The 8,749-nt window shown below is 66.6% G+C and carries 7 protein-coding genes and 1 pseudogene; 1 reads left to right on the plus strand and 7 read right to left on the minus strand.

What is annotated here, in order from left to right; genetic code table 11:
• Nucleotides 1–222: pseudogene (locus tag AC1DN9_RS29640) on the plus strand (branched-chain amino acid ABC transporter substrate-binding protein); the annotation flags it as partial.
• 12 nt (nucleotides 223–234) lie between these two features.
• Here the strand turns inward: AC1DN9_RS29640 and AC1DN9_RS29645 are convergent.
• The 7 genes from AC1DN9_RS29645 to AC1DN9_RS29675 form a co-directional block, all read right to left on the minus strand.
• Nucleotides 235–2,124 carry an alpha/beta fold hydrolase gene (locus AC1DN9_RS29645; RefSeq protein WP_478105948.1) on the minus strand — a complete coding sequence of 630 codons (1,890 nt, stop codon included), beginning with the start codon at nucleotides 2,122–2,124 and terminating at the stop codon, nucleotides 235–237.
• 29 nt (nucleotides 2,125–2,153) lie between these two features.
• Nucleotides 2,154–2,618 carry a MaoC family dehydratase gene (locus AC1DN9_RS29650; RefSeq protein WP_478105949.1) on the minus strand — a complete coding sequence of 155 codons (465 nt, stop codon included), beginning with the start codon at nucleotides 2,616–2,618 and terminating at the stop codon, nucleotides 2,154–2,156.
• Nucleotides 2,619–2,667: 49 nt separating this feature from the next.
• Entirely contained in the window at nucleotides 2,668–3,555 is an 888-nt protein-coding gene (gene phaZ / locus AC1DN9_RS29655) for a poly(3-hydroxyalkanoate) depolymerase (protein ID WP_478105950.1), read from the minus strand.
• A 78-nt stretch (nucleotides 3,556–3,633) separates the two neighbouring features.
• Nucleotides 3,634–5,133: a carboxylase gene (locus tag AC1DN9_RS29660; protein WP_478105951.1), complete on the minus strand. Its 1,500-nt coding sequence runs from the start codon at nucleotides 5,131–5,133 to the stop codon at nucleotides 3,634–3,636.
• Between the two features lie 4 nt (nucleotides 5,134–5,137).
• Nucleotides 5,138–6,604 (minus strand): beta/alpha barrel domain-containing protein, encoded by a 1,467-nt coding sequence (locus tag AC1DN9_RS29665; RefSeq protein ID WP_478105952.1) that lies wholly within the window; start codon nucleotides 6,602–6,604, stop codon nucleotides 5,138–5,140.
• Nucleotides 6,601–8,052, minus strand: coding sequence for an acetyl-CoA carboxylase biotin carboxylase subunit (gene accC / locus AC1DN9_RS29670; protein ID WP_478105953.1), 1,452 nt, complete (start codon nucleotides 8,050–8,052; stop codon nucleotides 6,601–6,603). The genes AC1DN9_RS29665 and accC overlap by 4 nt, the downstream gene beginning before the upstream one ends.
• A 2-nt stretch (nucleotides 8,053–8,054) precedes the next feature.
• Nucleotides 8,055–8,546: an acetyl-CoA carboxylase biotin carboxyl carrier protein gene (locus AC1DN9_RS29675; RefSeq protein ID WP_478105954.1), complete on the minus strand. Its 492-nt coding sequence runs from the start codon at nucleotides 8,544–8,546 to the stop codon at nucleotides 8,055–8,057.
• Nucleotides 8,547–8,749 lie beyond the last annotated feature (203 nt).

Genomic DNA, 8,749 nt, shown 5'->3' on the forward strand with positions numbered 1-8,749 from the left:
CTTGAAAAGGCCCATGTCACGCTCGCGGGCCAGAGCGGGCACATGCGCGCTGAAGACCACCAGTTCCAGCAGACGCTGGTGGTCGGCGTGATGGACAGGCAAGGCGCGCCCGGCGTCAAGTTCGACGTGGAAGGTTCCGGCTACGGCTTTCGCGTCGTGAAGACCATTCCAGCCAGCAAGGCAGAGATGCCCACAAGCTGCAAGATGATTCGTCCGGAATAAGCTGTGCGAACCTCAGGTTTCCAGGACGTACTCGCCCGGCGCGGCGCACAGCGGGCGATAGGCGCGCGAGCCGGGTTTTTTCGGCGCGTCGACCTGCGCGCCTGAACGCTGCTGCATCCACGCACGCCAGTGCGGCCACCAGCTTCCCTCGTGGCGCACCGCGGTGCGGGCCCATTCATCGGGATCGGCCTGGCTGCTGGGTGCGGTCGAGAAGAAGGCCTTCGGCGCCCCCGGCGGATTGATCAGGCTCTGCAAGTGTCCGGCGTTAGCCAGGACGAAAGTGGTGTCGTCGCCGAAGACGCGCGCCGTCGCATAGCAGCTCTTCCACGGCGTGATGTGGTCGGTGATGCCGCCGATCACATAGGCGCCGATGTCCACTTTCGACAGGTCGATCGGAACTCCCTTGATGGTCATCGTGCCCGCGTTGACGTAGGGATTCTTCTCGATGATGTCCAGCAGGTCGGAATGGAACTGTGCGGGCAGCCGCGTGGTGTCCGCATTCCAGGCCAGGATGTCGAAGGCCGGCGGCTTGTTGCCCAGCAGGTAGTTGTTGACCCAGTAGTTCCAGATCAGGTCGTTGGGCCGCAACCAGGCGAACATGGTCGCCATCTCGGAACCCTCCACCACGCCCTTGCTGCGCGAACGCGCCTTTGCCGCGCGCACCGCCGCGGGCGAGTTGAACAGACCGAGCGTGGTCTCGCTCATTGCGCGTGCACCGTCGAGCACGCACACGGCCCACGACACGTTGGCCACCTTGTGGTCTCCGATGCCCGCGAGCCAGCCCAGGTACGCCGCCAGCGTCATGCCGCCCGAGCACGAGCCCCACATGTTCACGTCGGGGCTGCCCGTGATCTTGCGCGCCACGTCGACCGCCTCGTCCAGCGCCATGGCGTAGCGCTCCAGGCCCCAGTCGCGGTGCTCGGCGGTGGGATTGCGCCAGCTGATCATGAACATCTGGATGCCGCTCTCGACGGTCCACTTCACCAGGCTCTTCTCCGGCGCGAGATCGACCGCGTAGTACTTGTTGACCTGCGGCGGCACCATGACGAGCGGGCGCTGGTACACCTTCGGCGTGGTGGGCGTGTACTGGATCAGCTCGAAGATCTCGCAGCGGTAGACCACCTGGCCGGCAGAGGTGGCCATGTTCTCGCCGATCCTGAACGGTGTGCTGTCGACCTGCATCGGCATCATGTGGTTGTGCCGCATGTCGCTCACGAGGTTCTTGACGCCCTTCAGGAGGCTCGCGCCACCGGTGTCGACGACCTTGCGCACCGCCGCGGGATTGCCGAGCAGCCAGTTGCTCGGCGCCAGGGCGTCGGTGACCAGCGCGGTCAGGAATTGCGCCTGACCTTTCTCGCGCTCGCCCAGCCTGGACCCGGCGATCAGGCTGTTGAATTCGTTGTGCGTGAGCAGGTAGTTCTGCATCAGGCGCTTGTAGACGAAGTTGCCTTGCCAGGCGGGGTCCGCGAAGCGACGGTCCTTGGCGTCGGGCGCGAGCTCCGAGCGGCCCTGCACGATCTCGCCGAGCGATTTCGCATACTTGGCGAGCGACCCGACCGTGGCGCCCGGGGACACTTTGGCCAGCTTGAGCAGCGACTGGGTGGCCTCCGCAAAATCGGCGGCCCGCAGCCCGATGAGCGGGTTCGGCGCCAGGGTGTTCTCGCTGGCGCGCGCGACCAGGTCGGTGAGTTCGTTGACCACGGCCATCGGATCGGCGGTCGTGCGGGCGGACTGCCTTGCCGGCTTGGCCGCCTTGGCCGCCCTGGGTGGCGCGTCCTTCGCGGGCGTTTGCGTGGCGGCCTTGACCGAGGCGCGTTTGCGTACCGATGTCGAACCCGGCTTCGGCGTCGCCGCCTTCTTCTTCAGGGGTGCCTTGCCGGCGGCCGATGATGTTGTCGCCATGTTCTTGTCTCCTCGTGCTTCTTCGGCCGTCAGGCCATCAGCATGGCCATCGAGTGTGCCACCAGGGCGGGCTTTTCCTCGCCTTCGATCTCGATCGAGTTCTCTGTGATGAGCAGATGGCGGCCGTTGCCCTTGTCCTCGATGGATACCACGCTGATGTGATTGCGCACGCGCTTGCCGGCACGCACGGGCGCGATGAAGCGGACCTTGTCCAGTCCGTAGTTCACCGCCTGCTTGAGCTTCATGTGCGAGAACAGCACATCGAAGCCCGTGGGCGCCAACAGTGACAGCGTCAGGAAGCCGTGGGCGATGGTGCCGCCGAAAGGACTTTCCTTGGCGGCCCGTTCCATGTCGACGTGGATCCATTGCGCGTCGTTCGTGCAGTGGGCGAACTCGTCGATGCGGGCCTGCTCGATGGTGATCCACGACGAGGAGCCGATGCGCTGACCGACGAGGCCGGCGAGGGATTCGAAGGTGAAGTCGGGAGTGCTCATGGCGAAAGGGATTTTGGAAGGCCGAACAAAAACCAGGCACCCCGAAGCTTCAGGGCCTGTCCAGGAAGTCGCGGATGGCCGCGACGGATTCCTCGGCGCGGGTCATCAGGAACATGTGCCCGCAGTCGAGAACCTTCAGTTCCGAATGCTGGATGAGCATGTGCATGAGCTTCGCGTTGGCCAGCGGCACCAGTGGATCGTCCGCGCCCGCCATGAGCAGCGTGGGCTGGCGCAGGCCCGCCAGCCAATGCACGCTGGTCCATCCGGAGGCGGCGAGAAGCTGCAGGTAGTAGCCCAGACGGGACTTGTACTTGACGTGGCGGAACAGCTCGGCGGCCAGCGCAGGGTCCTCGCGAAAATCACCGCCGTAGATGTCCCCGCTGATGTTGCGCGAGTACTCTGCATTGGTGTAGCGCTTCGGCGTCGCCATCTTCCACAGCACGCTCGGGCTGGCCGGAACCATCACCGCGCCCGGCGCGGTCGCACAGAGAATGAGCCGGCGGCAGCGCTTGCGGCAGGTATAGGCGAACTCCTGCGCGGCGGCGCCGCCCCAGGAGACGCCCAGCACGTCCACCTCGTCGATGCCGAACCGGTCCAGGATCTGCGCCGCCAACCGGGCGATTCCGCCGAGCCGGTACGGCCAGCGCGGCAGTTCCGACCCGCCGACGCCGGGGATGTCGAAGATGACGATCTCGCGCTCGGGCATGCGTTCCGCGAGCGGGGCCAGCAACTCGATGTTGCCCCCGATGCCGTTGAACAGCAGCAGGGGCACGCCCGTGCCGTTGCCCGGCTTGCGTCCGACGCGCACATGCATGGGGTTCGCTGGCGTGCCGAGTTCCATCATCTCGATGGCAAATGGGCCTGGCACTGGGGTGGACTTGGCGCGGCGCGTTGCACCGCGTGCGGCGGCAGGATGTTGGAGTGTGGCTGTAGACATGAGCCCGATTGTCGGAGCGCGCAGTTGATGTCGCGCAACTCGCGACGCAGGATTTACCCTACCTGGAGTTGGCTCTCCTCAGGTCGCGCTCAGCGAGAAACCGCCGCCGGACACCTGGACTTGCGCCTTGCGTTGGCGCTTGGCCACGCCGGCCAAGAGGTCGACCACCGGGTGCCGGAGGCTGAAGCTGTCTTCCGCCGCCGTCGGCCCGAGGCCGTTGACCTTCTCGTCGCCGTACATGTAGCGCAGCAGCAACTCGTCGTCGCCGATGTTCTTGTAGCGCTGGCGCAATCCTGGCAGCACCGGCTCGATGGTGGGTGGTGTCAGGGCCACGTCTTTCGAGCCGTTAGCGATGATCCGATCCTTCACGTTCGCGTCCACCGGCAGCGGCAGCTCGCCGAAATAGCCGCAGACGTACTTCTTCACCTCGTCGGGCACGACCTTGTAGCGCTCGCCGTTGAGCACGTTCATCACAGCCTGCGCCGAGACGATCGCGGGATAGGGCGTGACCATGATCGGCGAGCCGAGTTCCACGCGCACCCGCCCGATCTCTTCCAGCACCGCCGGCATCTTGTCGGTCATGCCGGCGAGCTTGAGCTGGGATTCCAGGTTGCTCATCGCGCCGCCCGCGTACTGGGTGATGTAGTGGCTCGGTTCGTACTCGGCAGGAACACCAACCGGTTGACCCTCGCGCTCGGCCAGTGCGCCGAAGTACTCACCGACTTCGTCCAGCAGGCCGTCGTCGACCTTCACGTCGAAGCCGATCTCGCGCAGGTTGCGCGCGATCATCTGGCTGGCCGGCAGCGAGTTGCCGTTGGCCAGCGGGTCCACGGCTGTCAGGATGCTGTCGGCGCCATGCACCGCGGCCTCGATTGCGAGCCAAGGCCCGAGTCCGGTCAGGCAGTGGGTATTGAACTCCAGCCGCTTGTCGCCAATGGCCTGCTTGATCGCCGGCACCAATTTGCGCACCCGATCGATCGTCAGGATGCCAGCCGCGTCGGCCAGCATCACGGTCTGCACTCCGAACCGTTCCACGCCTTCGCGTGCCTTGTTGACATACAGGGCATCGTCATAGCCGGGCGCGATGTTGTAGCCGAGTCCAAGGGTCACATTGGCGCCGAGGCGACGCGCCGTGGCGATGCTCGAAGCGAGGTTCTCGTTGCACAGTAGGGCGTCGAAGACTGCGATCTCGCGGATTCCATTGGCGATCTGCCGTTCGACGAAGAGGTCGGTAATGTCGTCGGCCACCGGAAAGAAGCCGCGCATCAAGTTGCTGCGTATGGCGGCACGCATCGGTGTGCGCGTGATTCGCTCGCGCAGCAGACGGATGCGCTCGAACGGGTCCTGGTTGAGGAACAGCACGCTGGCATCGAACTGGACCAGCGCGATCGCCTGCATCGAGAGGAAGCCGGCGCGGTCCATGCGTTCGGCGATTGGCAGCATCTGCTCGGTGCGCATGCGGGTGGCCCACAGGCACTGCTGGCCATCGCGCAGCGTGTCGTCGGTCAGGTGGATGGTGCGGCGCTTGCCGGTGCGAGCGGTTTCCGCCGCAACGAGTCTCTTGAGGTGTTCGAGCATGGCTTCAGCCCTCCGTGCCTTGGATTTGGATCGAGACGCCGGGGCCCTGCACGCTGAGCTGCGCGTAGGGCGCGGCGCGTGCCGTGAGGCCGGCGAGAAGGGCTTCCGCAGGCGTCACGCCCGCGTAGCGGAGTGCTTCGGGCGAAGCGGCTGCGGGCAACGCTTCGGGCGCAACGCCGCAGGCCTGTGAGATCACCAACGCTGCATCGCTCACCTCGGGGTGGGCCGCGTGCAATTCGTCCACCGACAATGCGACGGCCGTCGGCAGCGCACCGACGCGTTGGGCGAGCCGGGCATCGACGTCCTTCGAGGCCGGCCCGTAGACCTGTTGCAGGGCCCGCCGAATGCCGGGCCGAATCTCCGCATAACGGGGCGTGCCCTGCAGGTGCAGCAGCGCCTGCTCGGCAATCGGCCGCGCAAAAGGCGCCAGCATCGGCGGCGCGCCGACTTCGCCTCGCACGCGGGCGCATTCGTTGGCGAACACGTGCAACTGGTGCGTGAGGCCTGCTTCGGCGAGCTTACGCATGAAATGCGCGGCGACCTCGCCCGGCATCTCGTGCGCATAGGGCGCGAGGTCGAAAACCCAGGCGCGAGCCGGCGCGAAGCCGTGGCAGTCGGCCATTTCGGAGAGAAGCCGGTCGGCCTCGCCAACGGCGTGCAGCAACTGGTCGCTGGCGGGCGTTCCCCGCTCAAGAAGGCGCAGCGATTTGAGCAACGTGCCAAGTGCCGGGACCGACGCGCCGTTGGCCACCGGCGCGCATGCGGTGTCGAGCCCGTCGATGCCGAGACGCACGGCCTCGAGCGCGACCATGGGCCCAAGCGCCGTCTGGCAGCGCAGGTGCAGATCGAGCGGTGTGCCGCCGAGGCCGCGTCGCAGGGCGGGCAGCAGGGTGGCCAGGCGGTCGGTGGTCAGCAGGCCGGCCTCGTCGCGGAGCATCACGCGATCGGCGCCAGCCAGCGCGAGGGCCGCAGCTCTCGTGCGCAAGTCATCGTCGCCGTGCGCCGAATCTTGCGCGAACGGCAAGGCGGCGATGGTCGTGAGGCCAAGCGCCTTGGCCGCCTTCAGCACCGGCGCCATGCGCTCGATGACAAGCAGCGGGTCGATCAGCGCGATCTCGGAAACGCCGCGTCGCGCCAGTTCGCGCAGCCACAGCGTGGCGACCTCGGTCGAGATGACGTCGCAGCCGCGCCGACCATGGTCGGTCAGCAGCGAAAGGGCCGCGCGCAGCGGGACGCCGGGGCAGCGCTCGCGCAGCAACTCGATGCGCTGCCACGGGTTTTCGCCGCGCGCCACGCATTGCTGCAGCGTGGCCAGCGAGGCGATCTCGACCGCCGCGGGGCGTGTGGCGGCCAGTCGCTGAGCGAGGGCGAGCGCCATGGGCGTCGTCATTCCGCCGGCCCAGCGCGCGCTCTGGCCGTCGGTCAGGCTGACGTCGGTATAGCGCAGTACAGGCAGCACGACATCGGTCATGGCTGTGCTCCGATTTCGGCCTGCGCCGCCTTGGCAGCCTGGGCAGCCGCCTTCTGCGCGGCCTTGCGTTCCGGCAGGAAGGTCTCCTCGACCCAGCGGGTCGTGACCTTGCCATTCACGAAGTCGGCGTGCGCGAGGACCGCGTCATGGAAAGGCGCGGTCGTCGAAGGGCCTTCGACCCGCAGGCCGCCGAGCGCCTGGCGCATCCGCGCGATGGCCTGTTCGCGCGTCGGCGCATGCACGATCAGCTTGCCGAGCAGCGAGTCGTAGTAGGGCGGCACCGTGTAGCCCGCATAGCAGTGGCTGTCGACGCGAATGCCTTCGCCGGACGGCACGTCCCAGCGCGAGATCAGGCCTGGGCGCGGCAGAAAGTTGCGGTCCGGGTCCTCGGCGTTGATGCGGCATTCGATCGCGTGGCCCTGCAATTGCACGTCGGCCTGCGTGAACGACAGCGGCAGTCCGGCAGCGACGCGGATCTGCTCGGCTACCAGGTCGAAACCGGTGATCATTTCCGTCACCGGGTGCTCCACCTGGATGCGCGTGTTCATCTCGAGGAAGAAATACCGGTTATCGCGCTGGTCGACCACGAATTCGATCGTGCCGGCACCGCAGTACTCGGCGTTGCGCGTCAGGCTCACGGCGCACTCGCCCATGGCGTGGCGCATCGCCTCGTCGACGGCGGGGGAGGGTGCCTCCTCGATCAGCTTCTGGTGGCGGCGCTGCGTCGAGCATTCGCGCTCACCCAGGTAGACCACATTGCCGTGCATGTCGGCCATGACCTGGATCTCGATGTGACGCGCGTGCTCGATGAACTTCTCCATGTAGAGCGTGGCGTCGCCAAAGGCCGATTGCGCCTCGTTGGAGGCGGAACTCATCAGCGATTCGAGTTCGCTCTCATCCCGGACGATGCGCATGCCGCGGCCGCCGCCGCCCGCGGTCGCCTTGATCAGCACCGGATAGCCGATCTCGGCGCCGACGCGCCGCGCGTGCGCGACATCGGAGAGGGCGCCCGAGCCCGGCACGCGGGGCACGCCGGCCTTCTGCGCCAGGCCCACCGCCGTGATCTTGTCGCCCATCGCGTCGATGGCGTCGGCGGAGGGGCCGACGAACACCAGCCCGGCCTCGACGCAGGCGCGCACGAAGGACGAGCGCTCGGAGAGGAAGCCGTAGCCGGGATGCACCGCATCGCAGCTGGTTTGCAGGGCCGCCTCGACGATCTTGTCGGCACGCAGGTAGCTTTCAGCAGCGAGCGGAGGACCGAGCATGACCACCTGATCGGCCATCTTCGCGGCGAGCGTTTCGGTGTCGGCCTCGGAGACGCCGACGACGGCCTCGATGCCGAGGCTGCGGCAGGCACGGATGACGCGCACGGCGATCTCGCCGCGATTGGCCACGAACACGCGCCGGATGTCGCGCGTCGCCACGGGGATGGAAACAGTCTCGCTCATCATCAGGCCCCCAGCGTCGGCTTGATCAACAGCACGATCTGGTCGTGCTGCACCGGCTTGCCGTTCTCGATCACGATGCGTTCGACCGTGCCCGTGACGCCGGCCTTGACCGTGTTGAACATCTTCATGACCTCGACCAGACACACCGTGTCGTCGGCCTGCACCGTGCTGCCGATGGTGACGAAGGGCGGTTGATCGGGGCTCGGACGCAAATAGAAGCTGCCGACCATCGGTGCGCGCACTGCGACCAGGCCCTCGGGGACCTCCGTCAATGCTTCCGGCGCGTTGGCCGGAGAGGCGCCCACGGGCGATTCGGCCTGGTCGGCGGGGCGGGCGGCCTGCCTTTGAGGTGTCCGCTCGACCAGGGCCGACGAGGCGCCGGGCTTGCGGGCGTGAAGTTCGAAATCACCCACTGTGACGTCAAGGGATTCGAGGTGTGCGGCGCTGTCCAGGATTTCCAGGATGCGACGTACGTCGGTATGGGATAGGGGCATGGCCTTTGTCTCCAGTACGGCGGAAGTGTCCGCCTTTCGTTGGCGCAGCGTTTCGCTGCAATGCCTCGATTAAATCATGGGCACATTCGTATTGTCAACAATCTGAATGTCGAGTAAAGTTCAGGCATCCGACGCTCAACCGCCATCCAACGAGGCACCCACCCATGACCACACAGACAAAGATTCGCTCCGAGATCACCGGC

This window comes from Variovorax sp. 05L425 (assembly GCF_056397705.1).

Excerpts from the sequence above, each read along its gene's own strand:
- AC1DN9_RS29645 (WP_478105948.1), bottom strand. The coding sequence starts at position 2,124 with ATGGCGACAACATCATCGGCCGCCGGCAAGGCACCCCTGAAGAAGAAG.
- AC1DN9_RS29650 (WP_478105949.1), bottom strand. The coding sequence starts at position 2,618 with ATGAGCACTCCCGACTTCACCTTCGAATCCCTCGCCGGCCTCGTCGGT.
- phaZ (WP_478105950.1), bottom strand. The coding sequence starts at position 3,555 with ATGTCTACAGCCACACTCCAACATCCTGCCGCCGCACGCGGTGCAACG.
- AC1DN9_RS29660 (WP_478105951.1), bottom strand. The coding sequence starts at position 5,133 with ATGCTCGAACACCTCAAGAGACTCGTTGCGGCGGAAACCGCTCGCACC.
- AC1DN9_RS29665 (WP_478105952.1), bottom strand. The coding sequence starts at position 6,604 with ATGACCGATGTCGTGCTGCCTGTACTGCGCTATACCGACGTCAGCCTG.
- accC (WP_478105953.1), bottom strand. The coding sequence starts at position 8,052 with ATGAGCGAGACTGTTTCCATCCCCGTGGCGACGCGCGACATCCGGCGC.
- AC1DN9_RS29675 (WP_478105954.1), bottom strand. The coding sequence starts at position 8,546 with ATGCCCCTATCCCATACCGACGTACGTCGCATCCTGGAAATCCTGGAC.